The sequence below is a fragment of the Martelella sp. FLE1502 genome, assembly GCF_053484255.1.
Genome location: NZ_JBAKFQ010000007.1, coordinates 33,522 through 52,682 on the forward strand (window position 1 = coordinate 33,522; position 19,161 = coordinate 52,682).

The 19,161-nt window shown below is 63.3% G+C and carries 16 protein-coding genes; 5 read left to right on the plus strand and 11 right to left on the minus strand.

The genetic code is table 11. The annotated features are described in order from the left end of the window. Position 1: 1 nt before the first annotated feature. From dapA to V6767_RS08180, 5 genes are all read left to right on the plus strand, one after another. Positions 2 to 919, plus strand: coding sequence for a 4-hydroxy-tetrahydrodipicolinate synthase (gene dapA, locus V6767_RS08160; RefSeq protein WP_448473012.1), 918 nt, complete (start codon positions 2 to 4; stop codon positions 917 to 919). A gap of 260 nt (positions 920 to 1,179) precedes the next feature. Next, positions 1,180 to 1,845, plus strand: coding sequence for an amino acid ABC transporter permease (locus V6767_RS08165; protein ID WP_018066810.1), 666 nt, complete (start codon positions 1,180 to 1,182; stop codon positions 1,843 to 1,845). Between the two features lie 16 nt (positions 1,846 to 1,861). Beyond that, positions 1,862 to 2,635, plus strand: a complete 774-nt coding sequence (locus tag V6767_RS08170) for an amino acid ABC transporter ATP-binding protein (protein ID WP_448473013.1) — start codon at positions 1,862 to 1,864, stop codon at positions 2,633 to 2,635. 3 nt (positions 2,636 to 2,638) lie between these two features. Then, positions 2,639 to 3,712 carry a saccharopine dehydrogenase C-terminal domain-containing protein gene (locus V6767_RS08175; RefSeq protein WP_448473014.1) on the plus strand — a complete coding sequence of 358 codons (1,074 nt, stop codon included), beginning with the start codon at positions 2,639 to 2,641 and terminating at the stop codon, positions 3,710 to 3,712. A 240-nt stretch (positions 3,713 to 3,952) separates the two neighbouring features. Beyond that, on the plus strand, positions 3,953 to 4,636 hold the full coding sequence (locus V6767_RS08180; protein ID WP_448473015.1) for a YoaK family protein: 684 nt from the start codon (positions 3,953 to 3,955) through the stop codon (positions 4,634 to 4,636). 77 nt (positions 4,637 to 4,713) lie between these two features. Here V6767_RS08180 and rpsA read toward each other — a convergent pair whose 3' ends face one another. The 11 genes from rpsA to V6767_RS08235 form a co-directional block, all read right to left on the minus strand. Then, complete coding sequence (rpsA, locus tag V6767_RS08185; RefSeq protein WP_448427842.1) at positions 4,714 to 6,420, minus strand: 30S ribosomal protein S1; 1,707 nt, start codon at positions 6,418 to 6,420, stop codon at positions 4,714 to 4,716. 161 nt (positions 6,421 to 6,581) lie between these two features. After that, positions 6,582 to 7,220 carry a (d)CMP kinase gene (gene cmk, locus V6767_RS08190; RefSeq protein ID WP_448473016.1) on the minus strand — a complete coding sequence of 213 codons (639 nt, stop codon included), beginning with the start codon at positions 7,218 to 7,220 and terminating at the stop codon, positions 6,582 to 6,584. Between the two features lie 291 nt (positions 7,221 to 7,511). Further along, positions 7,512 to 8,282 carry a DUF4167 domain-containing protein gene (locus V6767_RS08195; protein WP_448473017.1) on the minus strand — a complete coding sequence of 257 codons (771 nt, stop codon included), beginning with the start codon at positions 8,280 to 8,282 and terminating at the stop codon, positions 7,512 to 7,514. Between the two features lie 413 nt (positions 8,283 to 8,695). After that, positions 8,696 to 9,559 carry a peptide chain release factor N(5)-glutamine methyltransferase gene (prmC, locus tag V6767_RS08200; RefSeq protein WP_448473135.1) on the minus strand — a complete coding sequence of 288 codons (864 nt, stop codon included), beginning with the start codon at positions 9,557 to 9,559 and terminating at the stop codon, positions 8,696 to 8,698. Further along, positions 9,555 to 10,637: a peptide chain release factor 1 gene (prfA, locus tag V6767_RS08205; protein WP_448473018.1), complete on the minus strand. Its 1,083-nt coding sequence runs from the start codon at positions 10,635 to 10,637 to the stop codon at positions 9,555 to 9,557. Before prfA ends, prmC begins: the two co-directional genes overlap by 5 nt. Positions 10,638 to 10,706: 69 nt before the next feature. Next, a complete protein-coding gene (gene ptsP / locus V6767_RS08210; RefSeq protein WP_448473019.1) occupies positions 10,707 to 12,974 on the minus strand; it encodes a phosphoenolpyruvate--protein phosphotransferase in 2,268 nt (755 codons plus the stop codon). A 77-nt stretch (positions 12,975 to 13,051) separates the two neighbouring features. Continuing rightward, positions 13,052 to 14,302: an aspartate kinase gene (locus tag V6767_RS08215; RefSeq protein ID WP_230719811.1), complete on the minus strand. Its 1,251-nt coding sequence runs from the start codon at positions 14,300 to 14,302 to the stop codon at positions 13,052 to 13,054. 201 nt (positions 14,303 to 14,503) lie between these two features. Continuing rightward, a complete protein-coding gene (locus V6767_RS08220) occupies positions 14,504 to 15,280 on the minus strand; it encodes an ABC transporter ATP-binding protein (RefSeq protein ID WP_448473136.1) in 777 nt (258 codons plus the stop codon). Beyond that, positions 15,277 to 16,278, minus strand: coding sequence for a FecCD family ABC transporter permease (locus tag V6767_RS08225; protein WP_448473020.1), 1,002 nt, complete (start codon positions 16,276 to 16,278; stop codon positions 15,277 to 15,279). Before V6767_RS08225 ends, V6767_RS08220 begins: the two co-directional genes overlap by 4 nt. Next, positions 16,271 to 17,131 carry an ABC transporter substrate-binding protein gene (locus V6767_RS08230; RefSeq protein WP_448473021.1) on the minus strand — a complete coding sequence of 287 codons (861 nt, stop codon included), beginning with the start codon at positions 17,129 to 17,131 and terminating at the stop codon, positions 16,271 to 16,273. Before V6767_RS08230 ends, V6767_RS08225 begins: the two co-directional genes overlap by 8 nt. Next, positions 17,132 to 19,051 carry a TonB-dependent receptor domain-containing protein gene (locus V6767_RS08235; protein ID WP_448473022.1) on the minus strand — a complete coding sequence of 640 codons (1,920 nt, stop codon included), beginning with the start codon at positions 19,049 to 19,051 and terminating at the stop codon, positions 17,132 to 17,134. Positions 19,052 to 19,161: the final 110 nt, after the last annotated feature.

The window sequence follows — 19,161 nt, forward strand, 5'->3', positions numbered from 1 at the left end:
AATGAACGAACTCAGGAGCCGCTTTACCGGCGTTTTCACCGCCCTCGTCACCCCGTTTCGTGATGGAGCGATCGATTTTGACGCCTTCGATGCGCTGATCGAGCGACAGATCGCGGCCGGCGTCGCCGGCCTCGTACCCGTCGGCACCACCGGCGAGGCCGCAACCCTTTCCGACGACGAGGCCGATCAGCTGATTGCCCGCACGGTCGAGAAAACCAAGGGCCGCGCGCTTGTGATGGCAGGCGCCGGCGCCAACGACACCAAGAAGGCGGTCGAAAAGGTCCGCCGCGCCGAAGCGGCCGGCGCCGATGCCGTGCTCGTCGTCACGCCCTACTACAACAAGCCGACCCAGGCGGGCCTGATTGCCCATTACGGCGCGGTGGCCGAGGCGACCGCCCTGCCCGTCATGCTCTATTCCGTGCCCGGCCGCTGCGGCGTCGAGATCGCAGCCGAAACCTGCGCGACGCTGATGCGCAACCACGCCAACATCTTCTCCATCAAGGAGGCCGGCGGCTCCGCGGCCCGGGTCAGCGAACTGCGCCGCGCCTGCGGCGACGAGCTGATCGTGCATTCGGGCGATGACGGGCTGACATTGCCGTTCCTGTCGCTCGGCGCGGTCGGCGTCACCTCCGTCGTCGCCAATGTTGCGCCGGAATCAATGGTCGCCATGGTCAGGGCCTGGCATGAGGGCAATACCGCCCATGCGCTTGCGCTGCACGATCTGGTGGCCGAACTCACCGACGGGATGTTCGTCGAGAGCAATCCCGGCCCCGTCAAGGCGGCGCTGGCGCTGAACAACCTTTCAGGCCCGGAAATGCGCCTGCCGATGGTGCCGGTCTCTGATGCCAACCGCGAGCGTCTCGCCGGCATCCTGAACCGCTATACATCGGCGGCCTCAAGCGTGCTCGGTGCGCGCTGAGGCATCGCGGCAGCCAGACGGAAAACCGCCTGTTTTCGGTCCGGACTTGCGCAAGGACAATTGCCCGGCGCGCGGTAACGGCTAACAGAATGCCGGTTCAGCGCGCCGGACACGAACGGCAGGAGCGGCTCTCCGTCTCGGGAGGAGCCGGACTTCACCATAACGAGGGGAACCGAAATGAACAGAGAATGGCATCAAGAGCAGTGTTGCGGGTGCTCGGCCCGAACAGGGCATCGATGTGACAGCCAGGGAGCAAGGTGATGCAGTATAACTGGGATTTTCATTCGGTATGGCAGTATCGCGACCTGTTCCTGTACGGGCTCGGGATCAGCATCGTCTACACGTTCGGATCGATCTTTTTCGGCGTGATCCTCGGCTTCATCACCTGCGCGGCCCGGCTGTCGCGGTTCAGGGTGTTCAACTGGATCGGGCGGATCTATCAGGAAATCTTCCGCTGCAGCCCGCTTCTGGTGCAACTGCTGTGGTTCTATTACGCCTTCCCGCTCCTGATCGGCGTCAATATCGACAACCGGTTCGCGGCCATGCTGACCCTGTCGCTCTATGTCGGCGCTTTCTACGCGGAGATCTTCCGCGGCGGGATCGTGTCGATCGACAAGGGCCAGCGCGAGGCGGCGGCCGCCATCGGCATGAGCCCGTTCCAGTCGATGCGCCGGATCATCCTGCCGCAGGCGCTGAAACGGGTGCTGCCGTCCTTCATCAACCAGTCGGTCATCCAGTTCAAGAACACCTCGCTCGTCTCGGTCATTTCGGTTGCCGACCTCGCCTATATGGCCGCGGTGGTGAACGGGCAGACCTACCGGCCGCTGGAATCCTACACGGTCATGGCCGTGCTCTACATCGTCGTGCTCCTGCCTTTGATGCAGGCCGCGGACTGGTTTGAAAAACGGCTCAGGGTCAGCGACTGAGGGAAGGAAGATGAACATGACACAGCAAAGCCAGACCGGCGCGCCGGTTCTCGAAGCTGCCGGCCTTCAGAAAAGCTACGGCATTCACGAGGTCCTGAAGGGGATCGACCTGACCCTGACGCGCGGCGAAGTGGTTGCCCTGATCGGCCCCTCGGGGTCCGGCAAGTCCACCTTCATCCGCTGCCTCAACGTGATGGAGACGCCCACCGGCGGCACGATCCGCTTTCGCGGGTGCGATGTCGGCGCAAGCTTCCGCGATGCCGGCGACAAGATCGGGATCGGCACGCTTCGCCGCCATGTCGGCATGGTGTTCCAGCATTTCAATCTGTTTCCGCACAAGACGGTGCTGGAAAACGTCATCGAAGGGCCGGTGATCGTCTGCCGCAAGCCGAAGAAGGAGGCCATCGCGCACGCAATGGACCTTCTGGCCCAGGTCGGTCTCGCCGAAAAACACGCCGCCTACCCCAATCACCTTTCCGGCGGCCAGAAACAGCGCGTCGCGATTGCCCGCGCGCTGGCGATGGAGCCGGAGGTGCTGCTGCTCGACGAGGTGACGAGTGCACTTGACCCCGAACTGGTGGGCGAGGTTCTCGCCGTTATCCGCAAGCTCGCCGAAGACGGCATGACCATGGCGATCGTGACCCACGAAATGGCCTTTGCCGCCGATGTCTCGAGCCGGGTTCTGTTCCTGGATCAGGGCGTGATCGCGGAAACCGGCTCGCCCGACCAGGTGATCCTCAATCCGCAAAATCCGAGGCTTCAGGCCTTCGTTTCCCGCTTCAGGGGGTAGACCATGGACAGGTTCAAGGTTGCGATCTTCGGCGCGGGCAAGGTCGGTTCGGCGCTTGCGGCAACGCTATGTCTCACGGGCGATATCGACGTCACGATCATCGACCCTTCCGAGGAGGCGCTCGACGCGTTTGCCGCCCTCGGCCTTCCGGTGAAGGCGCTGCGCCAGCGCCCGAATGAGAAGATGCCCGCCGAGGCGCGCGGCAGCGATCTGATCGTTGCCGCCGCCCCTGATTGGGCTGCCTCCGGCATTGCCGAACTTGCCGGCGCTTCACACGCGCATTTCCTGGATTTCTCCCCGGCGCGGCCTGAAAGCCTTTCCCTGCTGAAAAAACTTGCCGAAACGCGCCTGGTGCTTTCGGGCGCAGGCGTGGCGCCGGGGCTGGTGGACAACATCGCCTCGGGGCTGATGGAGCCCGGCCGGACGATCAGCGATCTGACGATCCGGGTCGGCTCGCTGCCCCGCTACCCAACCAACCGGCTGGGTTACGGCCAGATCTGGGACATCGACGCGATGATCGAGGAATATACCCGGGCCTGCGAAGCCGTGCAGGATGGCAAGGCGTTGTTCCTGAACCCGCTGGAGCATTTGGAAAAGGTCACGCTCGACGGCACGGTCTATGAGTGCTTCACCACCGCGCGCGGCCTTTCCGACCTGACGCCCTATCTGGAGGCGGGGGTGCGGAACGTCACCTTCAAGACCCTGCGCTATCCCGGCCATCTCGACTATATGCGCTTCCTGCTGGACGACCTGGGTCTGAAAACACGCCGCGACATGCTGCGATCCCTGCTGATGAACGGGTTGCCGGTCATCGACGAGGACGAACTCCTGCTGTTCCTGACGGCGCGCAGCACGCATCGCAACCGTCCCGCCGAACGGTCTCTGTCGCTGCGCTTCCGCTCCGACAGGCATCAGCCGTTCAACGCCATGACCTCGGTCGCCGCGGCCTACGCCGCAAGCCTGATCGACCTTCTGCGCAAGGGCGCGTTCGGCGCAAGCGGCATGGTGGCCCACAACCGTATCGAGAGCGAGAAATTGCTGGAAACCCCCTTCCTCAAGCGGCTGCTCGTGGCGTGAATGCAGGCGTCGATCGCGATCTCGACGCGCTTGCCGGTCGCGGTTTTTAAAATGAGAGTCCATCGTTCTCCTATGCCGCCGGTTCGGCATAAACATCTGTTTACGCTTGTCCGCTAACCTCTCTATGTTCACGCGGCGTGGACAGCTATTCTGTTGCATGACGTGATACTGTCCGCCGCCTCTGCGTCCGTTGCGGACCGGCGCATATCGAACGGGTCATGGTCCGGGCGGAGATGGTGTATGTCGCGTTCCCTGCTTGCTTCGGCCCTCAGCCTCAATGGCGGCTATGTTGATACGATGGGCTTCGTGGCGCTCCACGGGCTATTTACGGCCCATGTCACAGGAAACTTCGTGACGCTGGGCGCTGCGATAGCGACCGGAACCGGCGGCCTTTTGGCAAAGGCGCTGGCGCTGCCGGTCTTCTGCGTTTCGGTCATGGCGGCGCGCTATTTCGCACGCTGGCTTGGACGACATGAGCGGCCGGTCATTCCCGTGCTCCTTAAGCTTCAGTTCGTTCTGTTTTCGGCAGCGGCGGCGTTGGTGTTCCTGCTGCCGACAGCCGCAAACAGCGCCGGCGAAATCACCACCGGCATGACGCTTGTCGTGGCGATGGCGATTCAGAACGCGGTGCACCGGGTCCACCTCCCCGACCTTCCGCCCTCCACGCTGATGACCGGCACGACAACGCAGATCATGCTGGACGTGACCGATCTCCTCTTCGGCGGCGCGATCGACAAGCAACCGCTGAAACGCCGGCTGAAGCGACTTATACCGGCGCTGTTCCTGTTCGCGCTGGGCTGCGGGCTCGCAGCCCTTGCATACCGACTTGTCGGCCGGCTCTGTTTTCTAGCTCCGCCGGTGGTCATCATGCTTGCATTCTACGCTTTCAGGCGGGAAGAAAAGGCCGAGAACGCTTCGGCCTAAAACCCGATATCAGGGCAAACAAAAAACCGCCGGGCGTTGCCACCCGGCGGTTTTTCTATTCGTGAAGCAAGCGAGGCTTACTGGTCGTCGCGGTTCTTGAGAGCCGCGCCCAGGATGTCGCCGAGCGAAGCGCCCGAATCGGACGAACCGAACTGTGCCACGGCTTCCTTCTCCTCGGCGATTTCCAGCGCCTTGATCGAGAGCATGACCTTGCGGTCGCGCTTGGAGAAGTTGGTGACGCGGGCGTCGAAGACCTGGCCGACCGAGAAACGCTCGGGGCGCTGGTCGTCGCGGTCACGGGCCAGATCCGAACGGCGGATGAAGGCGGTGATGTCGTCGTGGTTGACGAGCTTCACTTCCACGCCGCCGTCATTGGTGCCGATGACTTCGCAGGAAACCACCGCGCCCTTGCGCAGATCGCCGGAAGCGGCCGCTTCCGTCAGCGCATCCTTGCCGAGCTGCTTGATGCCGAGCGAGATGCGTTCCTTTTCGATGTCCACATCGAGAACGACAGCCTTGACGATATCGCCCTTGTTGTATTCCTCGATGACCTGCTCGCCCGGACGGTTCCAGTCGAGATCGGAAAGGTGGACCATGCCGTCGACATCGCCTTCGAGACCGATGAACAGGCCGAATTCGGTCTTGTTCTTGATCTCGCCCTCGACTTCGGTGCCGGGCGGGTTGGAGAAGGAGAAGGCTTCCCACGGGTTTTCAAGCGTCTGCTTGAGACCGAGCGAAATGCGGCGCTTGGCCGGATCGACTTCGAGAACGACGACATCGACGTCCTGCGTGGTCGACAGGATCTTGCCGGGGTGAACGTTCTTCTTGGTCCAGGACATTTCCGAGATGTGGATCAGGCCTTCGATGCCCGGCTCCAGCTCGACGAACGCACCGTAATCGGTGATGTTCGTGACCGTACCGGAAATCTTCTTGCCTTCCGGATACTTCGCCGAAATGCCATCCCACGGGTCAGCTTCAAGCTGCTTCATGCCCAGCGAAATGCGATGCGTTTCCTGGTTGATGCGGATGATCTGAACCTTGACGTTCTGGCCGATGGTCAGAAGCTCGGTCGGATGGTTGACGCGACGCCATGCCATGTCGGTGACGTGCAGCAGGCCATCGATGCCGCCGAGATCCACGAATGCGCCGTAATCGGTGATGTTCTTGACGACACCCTCGACAACCTGGCCCTCTTCGAGGTTCTGGACGATTTCCGAACGCTGCTCCGCACGGCTTTCCTCAAGAACGGTCCGGCGCGAAACGACGATGTTGCCGCGGCGCTTGTCCATCTTAAGGATTTCGAACGGCTGCGGCGTGTGCATCAGCGGGGAAACGTCGCGGATCGGACGGATATCCACCTGCGAACGCGGCAGGAAGGCGATCGCGCCGTCGAGATCGACGGTGAAGCCGCCCTTGACCTGGTTGAAGATCAGACCTTCAACGCGCTCGCCGGCCTCGAACTTGGCTTCGAGCTTGATCCACGATTCCTCGCGGCGCGCCTTTTCGCGCGACAGGACAGCCTCGCCCAGCGCGTTTTCGATGCGCTCGACATAGACTTCGACCTCGTCGCCGACCTTCAGTTCGCCTTCCTTGCCCTTGGCGCCGAATTCCTTCAGCGGCACGCGGCCTTCGACCTTGAGGCCGACATCGATGATGGCGACATCCTTTTCGATGCCCGTGACGAGGCCCTTGGCGACATAGCCTTCGGCCAGATCATTGTTGGCGCCGAAGGATTCTTCCAGCATTGCGGCGAAATCGTCGCGCGTGGGGGTTTGTGCAGTCATAGAAACTCCTGGAGCGTGCCGGCTCAAAAAGCCTGACACGGATGCGCCGGTGGCTGGTGTTGATATCAGGTAGTCAGAGCACCCCTCTTTCCCTTATGGCAAAGAGCATTCCGGCGCGTGGATGCTGTGAAAACCTCTATATGCGGGAAAACCCGCCAATTTCAGTTATTCCGGTCAAGCTGCCCGTCGATAATCGCGCGCGCGGCCTGAAACGCGGCCTCTATACCCATTTTGGACGTATCAAGCAAGTGCGCATCGTCCGCCGGCCTCAGCGGACTGTCCTTACGGCCCATGTCGCGCGCGTCGCGGCGCTTCACGTCTTCGAAGATTTCGTCGAAATCGGCAGCGCCGCCGCCGGCGACGATCTCGTCATAACGGCGTCTGGCCCGCAGTTCGGGATCGGCGGTCACATAAAGCTTAACCGTCGCGTCGGGGCAGACCACCGTGCCGATGTCGCGCCCGTCGAGCACCGCGCCGGCGCCCGTTTCGGCAAAGCGGCGCTGGGCGGCAACGAGCGCCGTGCGGACCTTGGGCATCGCCGCCACCTTCGAGGCTGCCTCGCCGATCGCGTGGTCGGAAAGCACTGCGCGGTCCAATCCGGAGAGATCGATCGCGCCCGCCATTTCGGCGGCAATCGCTTCGTCATCGAGCGGCTTGCCGGCATCGATAAGGGCCTTGGCGGTGGCGCGGTATGTCAGGCCGGTATCGAGATGCGGCAGGCCGTAATGGGCGGCGAGCTTGCGCGCCAGCGTCCCCTTGCCGGCCGCCGCCGGCCCGTCGATTGCAATCACCAGTGCCATTCGTCCCCGCCACCGGCCGGGGCCGGTTTCAATCTATGTAACGCGCCAGCCTCGTTCGCTTTGGTCGATCTAGATCGGAGGCTTCGCAACAATCAATCTCTCCCCTTGAGGGAGAGATGCCCCGACAGGGGCAGAGAGGGGTGAACCCTTTCAACACATTCGGAGCTTGCGGCTTCTGCCCATACCCCTCTCTGTCGCTTTCGCGACATCTCCCCCTCAAGGGGGGAGATTGGGAACTGATAGGACCTCGCCTCGCCGACCGGCAAAACCTTGCTGCAACGCAGCCACAACTTACTCCGAAGCAGCGTCGGCCAGCGCCTTGGCGTCGCGGTTGCCGTCATTGTCGCCGGCTTCGGCCTTCGGTGTGCGACGGCGGCGGGCGGGTTTCTTGGGGGCTTCGCCTTCCGGGGCTGCTTCGGCCGCGGGCGCCTTGTCCTCGGTTGCCGGCGCTTCGCCTTCCGCCGCGGTTTCAGCAGCGGCGCGCTTGGTGCGGCGCGGACGGGCGGCGGTCGAGGCGCGGCGGCGCGGCTTGTCGACCGGCTGGCCGTTGGCGTCCTCAGCCATCACTTCGGCGGGCGTGCCTTCGATCACCGGCTGCGGCCCGTCGGCGTCGACGGCCTGCTCCTGGCGGCGATTGTTGCGACGGTCATTGCGATCATTACGATCATTGCGCTCGCCGCGGTCGTTACGATCATTGCCGTCATTGCGATCATCGGCGCGGTTGCCGTTGGCCTGGGCGGCGTTATCGTCATTATCATCATTGTCGGAGCGGTCGTCGCGCTGGTGGCGATCCTGCATCTGCGCCTGGGCGGCGGCGATGATCCGGTTGTAGTGCTCGGCATGCTGAAGATAGTTTTCAGCCATCACGCGGTCGCCGGCGCTCTGGGCGTCGCGCGCCAGCGTCATGTATTTCTCCGCCACATGCTGGGCGGTGCCGCGGACCTTCACATCGGGACCGGCGCTGTCATAGGTCCGGGTCAGCGGATTGGCGCCCTTGCGGTTGAAATTGTTATTATTGCCGCCGCGCCCGCGTCCGCGTTTATTCTGCTGTCCTGACCTCATGAAAACTTCACCTGAATTTCTGTTTATGGTCGAGCTACGCCCTTTGCCGGGCGGTGTCATGAACACACGGCGGCATAGTCCATCCGGCAGGGCATCTCAGCGCTGCCATTCGTGGAATTTAAGGACCTGAATCACGCAAAAGACGGTAAGTCGCAATGAACAAACACTGGACGGAAAACCTGTAGACTGAGGCCAAGCGACGAATCGCTGTTTGTTTCAGTCGCCGTTTTGCGTGGCTGCAACCTAGCCCGCCTGTGGAGAAATTCCAAGCCCTTTCTTTGGCTGATTTCAAAAAAATCCGGGCGTTTTAGCCGGAAAATCGCAATCTTTCGCGACAGGAACGCCGCGCAGTTTCAAATATTTAGATAGGCCCATTGCCGGCGGCCAAAAAGCCGCCGCCTTCGTCTCCGGCCTCATTCGGCCCTGATGAAGATCAACGCGCGATCGTTTCCGCCGAGGTCCTTCACTGCAACCGAGAGTTTGAAACCGGCCTCGGTAAACACCGCGGTCACCGCCGTCTTCTGTTCGGCTCCTATTTCGAGCGCCACGATCCCGCCCTCGGCGAGATGGTCGCCTGCGCCGGCGGCGATCGCCCGATAGGCATCCAGGCCGCTTTCGCCGCCATCAAGGGCTGTCGGCGGATCGAAATCGCGAACTTCGGGCTGAAGCGCCGCAATCTCGTTCGAGACGATATAAGGCGGATTTGACACGATCATGTCAAAACGCCCGTCGATTGCCTCGAACCACGACCCCTGCTTGAGGGCAAGACGGTCGGCCACGCCATTTAACAAAGCATTGCCGCGTGCCGTTTCAAGGGCGCCCTCGGAAATATCCGTTGCAACGCCCTCGGCCTCGCGACACTGGCTCAGCAGCGTGATCGCGATCGCCCCGGTTCCGGTGCCGAGATCAACGAAACGCGCCCGCCCGGTCTCGGCAATCCGACGCTTCAGAAATGGCAGGCACTGCTCAACCAAGATTTCAGTATCGGGCCGCGGCTCCAGCGTTTCCGGCGACAGCAGGAAATCGAGCCCGTAGAACTCGCGCGCGCCAAGAATGCGGTAGACCGGCTCGAGGTTCTTGCGGCGTTCGACCGCTTCGGCAACCGCCTGCATCTCGAAGGCATCTATCACCCGCGCGCCTTCGGTCACCATCTCGGTCAGCGTCAGACCGAGCACGCCGCTGACGAGATGACGGGCATCTTCCTGCGGGGCATCGAGCCCTGCCGCCGCGAAGGCGTCGACGGTCTGGCGATAGAGTTCCGAAAGCGTCACCTCAATGCGCCTCAACGCCGAGCATGGCGAGCTGGCCGGCCTGATAATCGGCCACCAGCGCATCCACGACCTCGTCGAGATCGCCGGCGATCACGGCATCGAGCTTGTAAAGCGTGAGGTTGATGCGGTGATCGGTGACCCGGCCCTGCGGGAAATTATAAGTGCGGATGCGTTCCGAGCGGTCGCCGGAACCGACCTGGCTCTTGCGGTCAGCGGAACGCGCGTCATCGGCGCGCTGGCGTTCCATGTCGTAGAGCTTGGCGCGCAGCACCTGCATGGCCTTGGCCCTGTTCTGATGCTGGGATTTTTCCGAACTGGTGACGACGATGCCGGTCGGGATGTGGGTGATGCGCACGGCCGAGTCGGTGGTGTTGACGTGCTGGCCGCCGGCGCCGGAAGAGCGCATCGTGTCGATGCGGATATCTTCCTGGCGCACATCGACATCGATATCCTCGGCCTCCGGCAGCACGGCAACGGTGGCGGCGGAAGTGTGGATGCGCCCGCCGGCCTCGGTTTCCGGCACGCGCTGGACGCGGTGAACGCCTGATTCGAATTTCAGCCGCGAGAACACGCCCCTGCCGCTGACCGAGGCGATGATTTCCTTGTAGCCGCCGGCATCGCCCTCGCTTGCCGAAAGCACCTCCACCTTCCAGCCCTTGGAAGAGGCGTAGCGCTCGTACATTCGGAACAGGTCGCCGGCGAACAGCGCCGCCTCGGAACCGCCGGTGCCCGCGCGGATTTCAAGCACGGCGCTCTTTTCATCGGCGGCATCGCGCGGCAAAAGCAGGATCTGGATTTCGCCCGAGAGCGCCTCGATCTTTTCCTCGAGGTCCGGCATCTCCATTTCGGCAAGTTCGCGCATTTCGCGGTCGGTCGCCTTGTCGGCGAGCAGGGTTTCCAGGTCGGCAAGCTCGCTTTCGGCGGCCTGATAGTCGCGGATCTTCTTCACCACCGGTTCCAGCTCGGCATATTCAGATGCGAGCTTCACATAGGTTTCCGCGTCGGGACCGGACGACATCCGGGCCTCGACCTCGGAGAACCGCCGTTCCAGTTCGCGCATCTTGTCTTTGGGTAGCCTTGCCACGCCGGGATCACTCCGCTGGTTATGGTGGTTTTCTTATGGAGCGCTCGCGCGCCGACCGCTTAATGCCGTCTATAGCGGAATATTGTGGTCGTTCGCAAAGCGTTCAAGCAATGCGCGCACGGGGGTGCCGTTGCCGGGATCGTCGAGCGCGGCATTGATCTCGGCACTGACCGCGTCGATATCGAGCCCGAGCAGCATCGCTTTCACCGGCCCGATCGCCGTCGGCGACATCGAGACGGCGCGGTAGCCGATCGCAAACAGCGCCAGCGCCGAGATCGGCTTGCTGGCATATTCGCCGCACAGCGTCACCGGCACATTGTTGCGCTCGCCGGCGCGCACGATATCGCGCAGCATCCGAAGGAACGGTTTGCTGATGGTGTCGTAGCGATCGGAAACGCGGGCATTGCCGCGATCGATCGCCATGAAGAACTGGTAGAGGTCGTTGGACCCGACCGAGACGAAATCCACCTCGGCCATCAGCTCGTCGATCTCGTAAAGCAGCGCCGGCACTTCCAGCATGGCGCCGAGCTCGATCTTCTTCGGCACCTGATGGCCGAATTTCACGAGATGCTGGACTTCCTTTGCCATCAGCGCCCGCGTCTCGCGCAATTCGCCGACCTCGGAGACCATCGGCACCATGACGCGAAGGGTCTCGCCCGCCGTCGCCTTCATCAGCGCGCGCAGCTGCATGCGCAGAAGATAGGGCCGGTCGAGCGCAAGCCGGATGGCGCGCCAGCCCATGGCCGGGTTTTCCTCCTCCTGGGCGCGGAAGAAGGAGACCATCTTGTCGGAGCCTATGTCCAGCGTGCGGAAGGTCACCGGCCGGTCGCCGGCATGGTCGAGCACCTGACGATAAAACGATTCCTGCTCGGCCGCCTTGGGCATGCGCGAGGCGATCATGAACTGCAGCTCGGTGCGGAACAGCCCAATGCCCTCCGCGCCCGAATCATCGAGCTGCGGCAGGTCGACCAATAGGCCGGCATTCATCATCAGCTTGAAGCGCACGCCATCGGCGGAGACCGGCTCGACGGCGCGCAGCGCGCGAAACTGCTCCTGGCGGCGGGCGCGAAGGCGGACCTTTTCCTCGTATGCGACGACGAGCGCATCGAGCGGGCGCACATGCACCTCGCCATCATCGCCGTCCACGATGATGGCATCGCCGTTTTCGACCTGGGCGGCAACGCCGGTCGCCTGGCCGATCACCGGAATGCCCATGGCGCGCGCGACGATGATGACATGGCTGGTGGCGGCGCCGTCCTCCAGCACCAGGCCGCGCAGCTTTTCGCGCGGATAGTCCAGAAGCTCGGCAGCGCCCATGACCCGCGCCACGACGACAGCATCATCGGGAAAATTCTCGCCGTTGCGGTCGATATCCCCGCCGGTTAATTGCCTGAGCAGCCGGTTCGCAAGGTCGTCGAGATCATGCATCCGGTCGCGCATGAACGGATCGGTCAGGCGGATCATCCGCGCCTTGGTGTCGCTCTGCACCTTCTCGACCGCGCCCTCGGCGGTCAGCCCCAGCGTGATCGCCTCTTCCAGCCGGCGGACCCAGCCGCGGTCATGGGCGAACATCCGGTAGGTTTCCAGCACCTCGCGGTGCTCGCCCTCCGACGGCACGTCATTGCGCTGCAACAGCTCATCGATCGAGAAACGCAGTTTCTCCACCGCCGCGCGCAACCGCGCGATCTCGGCGTCGCTGTCTTCGTTGACGAGATTGTTGATGACGATGCGCGGCTCGTGCAGCACGGCATGGCCAAGCGCGATCCCTTCGCCATAGGCATCGCCCGACAGCGATACGGAGCGGGTGAGATCGAGCTCCATGCCGGGGCGGGTGATCTTCTTCAGGTCGCCGGAGGCGATCAGTTCGGCGAGCAGCATCGCCGCCGTCTGCAGCGCCTCGACCTCCTCCTCGCTATAGGCATGCTCGTCGGTGTTCTGGACAACCAGAACGCCGAGCGTACGCCCGGCGCGCAGGATCGGCACGCCGAGGAAGGAGTGATAGATTTCTTCACCGGTCTCCGGCAGGTAGCGAAAGGCGGGATGCGACTGGGCGTCGGAAAGGTTCAGCGGTCGGGCAGACGCCGCGATCGTGCCGACGAGGCCCTGCCCCATGCGCAGGCTCGCCAGGTGAACGGCGTCGCGCTTCAGGCCCTGCGTGGCATAAAGCTCGAGCACGCTGTCGGCGCGCAGCACATAGACCGAGCACACCGCCGCCACCATATTGTCGGCGATCTGGCCGACGATGCGGTCGAGGCGGTCCTGCGGCTCCAATGGCTCCGCCATCAGTTCCCTCAGCCGCTTCAGCAAGATGCGCGGGCTCGATGCCTGGTGGTTCATCACAGTCTGTCCCCGGTGGCGGAAGTCCGTTCGGCTTCCATGGGTGACCGGGACTCACCGACCACCCTTTTTAGGGTCTATTTATCGAGACCGTAGCAGGAATGCAAAGTCCTGACTGCAAGCTCGGCATAGGCGCCGTCGATCAGGATAGAGATCTTGATCTCGGATGTGGTGATCGCCTTGATGTTGATTCCCTTCTGCGACAGGGCCTTGAAGGCCGAGGCGGCGACGCCGGAATGGGAACGCATGCCGATGCCGATCACCGAAATCTTGGCCAGTTCCGTCTCGCTCTGGATCACGTCATAGCCGATTTCCGACTGTTTGGCGGCAAGCGCGGCCTTGGCCTTTTCTACATCCGAGGCCGGCACGGTGAAGGTCATGTCGGTATGCGTGCCCTCTTCCGAGATGTTCTGCACGATCATGTCGACATTGACATGGGCATCGGCGAGCGGGCCGAAGATGGCGGCCGCAACGCCGGGGCGGTCTTCGACGCGACGCAGCGAAATCTGAGCCTCGTCCTTGGCATACGCGATGCCGGTTACGACTTCCTGTTCCAAAATCTCATCCTCGTCGCAAATCAGGGTACCGGGCGGATTGTCGAAATCGCCCATGCCGGGGGCGTCCGGCGCATCGAAGCTTGAACGCACAAATGTGCGCACCTTGTGAACCATGGCAAGCTCGACCGAGCGAACCTGCAGAACCTTGGCGCCGAGCGAGGCCATTTCCAGCATTTCCTCGAATGCCACCTTCTTCAGGCGCCTGGCCTTCGGCTCGATGCGCGGATCGGTGGTATAGACGCCGTCGACATCGGTGTAGATATCGCAGCGGTCGGCCTTGACGGCGGCGGCGATGGCGACGGCGGAGGTATCCGAGCCGCCGCGGCCAAGCGTCGCAACCCGGTTATCCGGACCGATGCCCTGGAAGCCGGCGCAGACCGCGACCTGGCCCTCGCCCATGCGCTTGATGATGTCCGAACCGTCGATATCGACGATGCGGGCCGCGCCATGGGTGCCGTCGGTCTTGATCGGCAATTGCCAGCCCTGCCAGGAGCGGGCGTTGACGCCCATCGCCTGCAGCACGATCGCCAGAAGACCGGAGGTCACCTGCTCGCCGGAGGAGACGACGACGTCATATTCGCGGGCGTCGTGCATCGGCGAGGCCTCGCGCGTCCACTCCACCAGTTCGTTGGTCTTTCCGGCCATGGCCGAGACCACGACGGCGACCTCGTGGCCGGCATCGACTTCCCGTTTCACATGGCGCGCCACATTGCGGATACGCTCGATATTGGCGACAGACGTGCCGCCGAATTTCATGACGATGCGGGCCATTGAAGACTTTCCAAAACTCAAAATTCCAGGGCGTCCGGAACCGGACGCCTCATCCATGCCGCGTTCGCCGTCAGGTCGCAGGTCTGGCTCGTAAAAGCCAGATTTCGACGCATGCCGGGAAAACTGCGGTTTCTTAGCGAAATCGCTGCCTTCGCGCAATGGCGCTTTCGGCAGGAACGGGACGCCGGCCTTGCCGCCGCGTCATTTCGGCGAAAGTCGTGTCGGCATGATCACCGGACCGCCATCGGCTTTTCCGAAATAGGCCTCGATGCCATAGACCCGGCGCAGGTTTTCCGCCGTCAGCACCGCGGCGGGCGGACCGTCGGCCACCACGCCGCCGCCATCCATCATGATCAGCCGCGTGCACCAACGCGCGGCAAGGCCTAGATCGTGCAGCGAGACAAGCACCGAGCGGCCCTCGCGCAGAAGCGAGACGAACACCTCCATCAGGCCGATCTGGTGGGCGGGGTCGAGCCCGGCCACGGGTTCATCGGCAATCAGCAGCGGGGTCATCTGCGCCAACGCGCGGGCGATCAGCACGCGGGCGCGCTCGCCCCCGGAAAGCGTGTCGGCGGTGCGCTCGGCAAGGGTTTCGACGCCCATGCGCGCCATCGCCTCGGCGATGATCTGGCCGCGGGCGTAATCGCCGAAACAACTGTTCTGGATCCACGGCTGGCGGCCAAGCGCCACCACCTCGCGCACCTTCACCGGCCAGGCGATCTCGTGGTCCTGCGGCAGGAAGGCGACCCGGCGTGCGCGTTCGTTGGCGCTGAGGTCCTCCAGCGGGCTATCCTGCAGGAACACCGCGCCGGAAGCCGCCGTCACGCCGATCAGCGCCTTCAAAAGCGTGGTCTTGCCTGCACCGTTTGGACCGATAAGGCCGACCAGTTCGCCGCCCCCGACCTTCAGATCGACGCCATTCACGATGGCGCGGCCGCCTCTTTCAACGGTGAGGTTTTCGGCGCACAGCAGCATCAGACCAGTTCCCGCCGCGTCTTGTAGATCAGCCAGAGGAAGAACGGCGCGCCGATCAGCGCCGTCACCACGCCGATCTTCAGGTCACGTTCCGGGGCCACCAGCCTGACCGCGACATCGGCCGCCAGCAGCACCGCCGCTCCGCCAAGCGCGCTCGCCGGCAGCAGCCTGGATGGCACCGAGCCGACGAGCGGCCGCAGGATATGCGGCACCACGAGGCCGACGAAGCCGATCGCGCCGGAAACGGCGGTCGCCGCGCCGACGCTTGCCGCCACGCCCCAGATCACCATCCGCTCCGTGCGCTTCGGCGACATGCCGAGACTGGCCGCGGCCTCATGGCCGAGCGTCAGCATGTCGAGCGCGCGACCGCAGCCGAACAGAAGCACCCAGCCGGCCAGCATGAACGGCGCCGACAGCCATACCTGCAGCATGGAGCGGTCGGCGAGCGAACCCAGCATCCAGAACATGATCTCCATCGCCGCGAAGGGATTGGGCGAAAGGTTGAGCGCCAGCGAGGTCATGGCGCCGGCAAAGCTGGTCACGGCGACGCCGGCGAGAATGATCGTCAGGCTGCGCGCCCCGCCGCCGGCCAGAAACCGCACCAGCAGGACCGCGGCAAAGGCGAAGGCGAGCGCCATCAGCGGCAGCGCCAGCGAAAACAGCGCGGAAAGGCCGGTATAGATCGCGATCACCGCGCCGAGCGAGGCGGAGGCCGAGACGCCGAGAAGGCCGGGCTCGGCCAGCGGATTGCGCAGATAGCCCTGCAGCACCGCGCCGGAAAGCCCGAGCGTGGCCCCAATCATCAGCCCCAAAATGGCGCGCGGCAGCCGGATTTCCTGCATGATCAGAACGATGGACGCGGCATCGCGACCGAACAGGCCGGCGACGCTCTGGCGAAACCCGATGCCCGCCGGCCCGATGACAAGCGAGGCGGTAAACAGCGCCAGCACGAGAACGCCGAGACCGACCATCAGCCGCCAATAGCGCCGGCGCTCATTCATCCGCTCCGCCTCCGCCAAGTTGTTCGGCGAGCAGGGTAATACCCGCGACATTGAACGGCCCGCCGCAGATGGTGTAGCGGCTCGGCAGGTTGACGTAATCGCTCCGCTCGGTGGCGGCCACGAAGGCTGGATGCCTGAACCCGGCCTGGGCAAGCGCCGGGGCGTCGTAATCCGCGTCGCCGCCGACGATCACATCCGGCGCGGCCATGATCAGCCGTTCCAGCGGCAATCGCCCGAGACTGTCGACGCCGGCCTTAGAGGCGATGTTGACGAGACCGAGCTGGGCGATCATGTCGCCGGCGAGTGTGTGTTTGCCCGAGGTATAACCATTGGCGTAATAAAGTGCTGCCGTGCGCTTGCCAGGCGGCGTTTCGGCGAGATCGGCGAGGCCTTCATCCATCGCGGCGATCACATCCGCCGCGGCCTGCTTCCTGTCGAGCAGCACGCCGATCCGTTCCAGATTGTGCCGCACATCATCGAGCGAGGCCTCCGGCTGGAATTCCGCCACCGCGATCCCGAGTCGCTTCAGGAGATCGACCGTCTCCCGCGTCGTATAGCTGCCGGCGAGCACCAGATCAGGCTTCATCAGGAACACCTGCTCCGCCAGCCCGTCATTCAGCCGGTAGCCTTCAGCCTGCTCTGCCATCGCCGAGATGGCGGGATCGGTCGCAAGCCTGGACACCGACAGCAACTGCCCTTCCCCGGCAACGAGCATCGCCATCTGGTCGGTGCACAGATTGATCGAGACCACGCGTTGCGGCGCGGCCCAGGCGGTGAAGGAAAAAAGAAAAAACCCGGCGCACGCTGCGAAGACGCTGAAAGCATTGCGTTTGGCGTGCGCCGGGTGCGGCATTTAGAAGGTCCTTCGGTAGGAAAGCGTCACGGTGGTGCCGGGCGCGTTATATCCGGGAATTGTCTGGTAATCCTCGTCGAAGAGATTTTCGACCGCGAATTTGACGTTTGACAAGTCATCCACGGCATAATTGGCGGAAATATCGACCACGGTATAGTCGCCAAGCTGCGGATTGAAATTCGACTCGTTCGTCCAGCGGCTGCCGACATATTCGATACCGGCGTTCAGATTAAGGCGCTCGGTCGCCTGCCAGCTTGCCGCCGCCGTCAGCTTCAGCCGGTTCTGGTTGGCGATATACTCATCATCGGTCTCGTTCTTCGGCAGACGGTATTCGAGGCCGAAATCAAGGCCGAGACGATCATCGAGCAGCATCTGCGAATAGGTCGCGCGCACGCCGCTGACCTTGGCCTCCTCGATATTCTCCATGGTGCCGATATAGGTGACCGGGTCGGAGACGAAGACGATCATGTCGTCGATATAGTTCTCGTAGTAGACGAGGTCGACCACGCTGCCCGCGCCGGAATCCCAGTTCAGACCGGCTTCCCAGTTCTTTGAGGTTTCCGGGTCGAGATAGGGGTTGCCGACATAGGAGCCGTCGAACGCCCAGTAGAGGTCGTTGAAGGTCGGCGCGTTGAAGCCGGTGGAGAACGAGGCGCGCGCCGTCAGCCCTTCGACCAGTTCGTAACCGAGGCCGGCATTATAGGTCAGCGCGCCGCCGAACTGCTCGTCGGCATCGTAGCGCAGGCCGGCATTCACCGTGAGCGCGTCCAGCTCGAGGCTGTACTGGCCGTAGAAGGCGCCGACATTTCGTCCAGTCTCGGTGTAGTCGACCGAGGAATCGACCGTTTCGCGATAGGCGTCGAAGCCGAGCGTGAAGATGTTGAGCGCATCGCCCGCCATGACTTCCTTGGTGGTCGAACCGGAAATGCCGAAGCGATTGGTATCGTAATGGGTATCGGCTTCCGGATGATCGTCACGGAAATTCTTCTGATAATCGAAGGCCGAATAAATCTCGAACACCGACGACCAGTCGTCGGCGTGGTCGAATTCCGCGCCGAGCTTGAAGGCGGCGTTCGTCTGGATCGACTGATTGGCACCGTAGACCATGTCGCCGGTCATCCAGTCGGCATAGGGCGCGCTGTCGAAATGCGGATTGGAGCGGGCATAGAAGCCCTGCGAATAAACCCGGCCCCAGGCGAAATCCTTGCCGACCGAATAGTTGAACCCGCCCTGCAGGAACCCGTCGCGGCCCGGCTCGTGAACGGAGTTGGACGGCGTGGTGAAATCATAACCCTCCGTGCCGATCACCGAGAGGCCGACATTGAAATCGACGCCCGAACCGGTGACGCCGCGGGTCGAGAGCGTGCCGAAACCGCCCCAGGGATAGGTCACGCCGGTTTCCACGCTGGAGCAGATTGACGCGCCGCTCTCACAGAAGCTGCCATCCTTGGTGATGATGTTGACAACGCCGCCGATCGCGTCCGCGCCCCACTGGGCCGAATGCGCGCCCTCGACGATCTCGACGCGGGCGATGCTGGCAAGCGGAATATTGGCGATTGCCGTCGAACCGCCGGTGGCGGAGGCGACCCGCATGCCGTCGACCAGCACCAGCGTCTGGCCGGTATTGGTGCCGCGCAGGGTGATGCCGGCGTTGGCGCCCATGCCGCCATTGGTGGTGACGTTGACGCCCGGATAGCTTCTCAGCAGCGAGGGAAGATCGACAGCGGCGGAGCGCTCGATATCCTCCTCGGTGACCACGGTGACCGTCGAGGTCGACTGCACGATCGTGGAGGGACGGCGCAGAGGCGTCGTCACATAGATGGGTTCCAGAACCGTCGTGGCGCCGGCATCCTGCGCCAACCCCTCTCCGGCCGAAGCAAGCACGGCGACGGCCATGCCGGCCGCAATGAATTCTCTCATGTCAAATCCCCATTCGCGCCGGCCGCGGCCGGCAAAAAAGCACCGTGGGGATTGGGAGAGGGCTTGGCCCGACCATCCATCCACGGCAACATCGTTTTCGAATGTCACCG